Origin of the sequence: Helicobacter rodentium ATCC 700285 (genome assembly GCF_000687535.1) — a bacterium.
GTDB classification, from domain to species: domain Bacteria; phylum Campylobacterota; class Campylobacteria; order Campylobacterales; family Helicobacteraceae; genus Helicobacter_D; species Helicobacter_D rodentium.
In genome coordinates, this window is record NZ_JHWC01000022.1 from 1 (window position 1) to 2,070 (window position 2,070).

Below are 2,070 nucleotides of genomic sequence, written 5' to 3' on the forward strand. Positions count from 1 at the left end.
TTATAGATTGCCACGAAAAGCTAAAGCTTTTCTCGCAATGACGCAAAGCAACCCACCGCGTCATTGCGAGGGCTTTGCCCGAAGCAATCCATAATCTTGCAAATAGAAAACTTTGCCACCTCGTCATTGCGAGAATGCGTAGCATTCGTGGCAATCCATAATCCCGCATACATTAAACTTTACAAAACTTTACAATTCCAAACTTTTAAGATTTCATTGTGATATTTTTCTTTTTTCATTATTATAGATTGCTTCGTCATTCGCTTTGCTCATTCCTCGCAATGACAGAGAGATAAAACGCAATGACACAAAGCAACCCGCAATCCCGCAAACTTACCCCAAAATAACACCACAACAAAGCAGAAAGTAATACAAATTATTCTAAAAAGTTTTACATTTTTAAAATTTTATGCTAAAATACCTCTTAGCTTTGGCTGAATTCTAACCTAAAGTCAAAGTGGAGGTTATTTGATTAGCAAGAGCTTTTACATTTTGGGGCTTTTGTGTAATCAGATTGTAATTTCGAAATTCAATCAAGGAGATTAAAATGAAATTTCTAAAATTAAGTTTAGCAGCAAGTGTTGCTCTAGGTGCTTTCTCTACCGCAAGTTTTGCGCAACCCTTAGAAGAAGCAATCCGAGGGATTGATGTCAGTGGTTATCTAAGATATAGATACAATGATGATAGATATAGTGACGCAGAGTTTCACAAAAATGAAGTAGATGGTCCTAAATCTAAAAGCAAGGCTACTCACCGCTGGAAAGCAGTAGCAGACTTCAAAACTCCTGTGGTAAATAACATTGGATTAAACTTCGGGATTCTTTATAACAACGAATCCAACAATGTAAATCACGGAAACAACTATCCCGGTACAGGTGATGGTCTAGGAAGTGGTAAAGACGGAAGCTTTGGTGTAAGCACATTCTATGCGACAATCGCTCCTGATTCCACAGCTACTACAATCCTTATCGGTAAGCAAAGACTTGCAACTCCTGTAACAAATGCAGGTGATGACGATAGAGGAACAGGTATCCTAGCATTAAACAGCGATATTACAGGTTTAACTCTTGCAGCAGGTGCATTTGACTCTTGGAGTATTGATGATGTTCAGAAAGGATACACTTCAGGTAACAACGATGGTGCTTCTGCAACTAAGCCTCTTTATGTTCTTGCAGGTATCTATGGTGTAGATACAGCTTATGGACGCTTTGGCGGGCAACTTTGGGGATTCTATATCCAAGACGCAGTAGATGCACTAGGAGTAGGTGAGCTTACTTGGGACGGAAGCACATTTAATGCTGCATTGCAATATGCACTAGCAAAACTAGATAACAGCGATAGCTCTTTGTTGGGAGCACTTAATGGCAAAACTCTAGTAGGCACAAAAAGTCACGCAAACATTGCTGAAGCAAACGACTTGTTTGTATTCAATGTAGGTGCGGATTTTGCTAACGACTTTGGTGTGCCACTAGATGTTAAACTAGGTTATGTTACAAACTTCCAAGATGGAACAGCGGTTACATTGAACGATGATGGCACAATCTTCAAATACGCTGGTGCGCTATGGTGGCAAAACAATGCAACAGGCATTAGCACTTCTGCATTAGGTGTAAATAGTGGTGTGCATGGATTTGGAACAGAGCAAAGCATTGATGTATTCTATGTAGCAGTAGGTTATAGAATGGTAGATGAGAGACTAAGAATCGGTTTAGATTATGTTTGGGGTAATAACGATGTTGCTTATGCAAATAGAAGCATTGGAACAGGAACTAAACGCGACATTGATTTCCAAGAAATCACTCCAAGATTCAGCTGGAAGCACAATGCAAACCTTACAATCAGTGGTTACTATGCTTACTTGATGACTGACGCTCCAGATAGAAATCAAGCTGATTATTTAGGTGATAACTTGACATCTGATGAAGACAGACAAAGAGTGAGACTAGAAGTAAAATACAGCTTCTAATTCCTCCTCTTTCTTTGATGAGGGTTCTCCCTCGTCATTGTCTTTCTTTTGTCATTACACTTTACCACTGCGTCATTGCGAGGCTTCAGCCGAAGCAATCTATA

Annotated in this window: 1 protein-coding gene; it reads left to right on the forward strand. The window is 39.5% G+C overall.

Features of this window, described 5'->3' with window-relative positions; genetic code table 11:
* Positions 1-547 precede the first annotated feature (547 nt).
* Positions 548-1,966, forward strand: coding sequence for a major outer membrane protein (locus BS85_RS0109840; protein ID WP_026944629.1), 1,419 nt, complete (start codon positions 548-550; stop codon positions 1,964-1,966).
* Positions 1,967-2,070 lie beyond the last annotated feature (104 nt).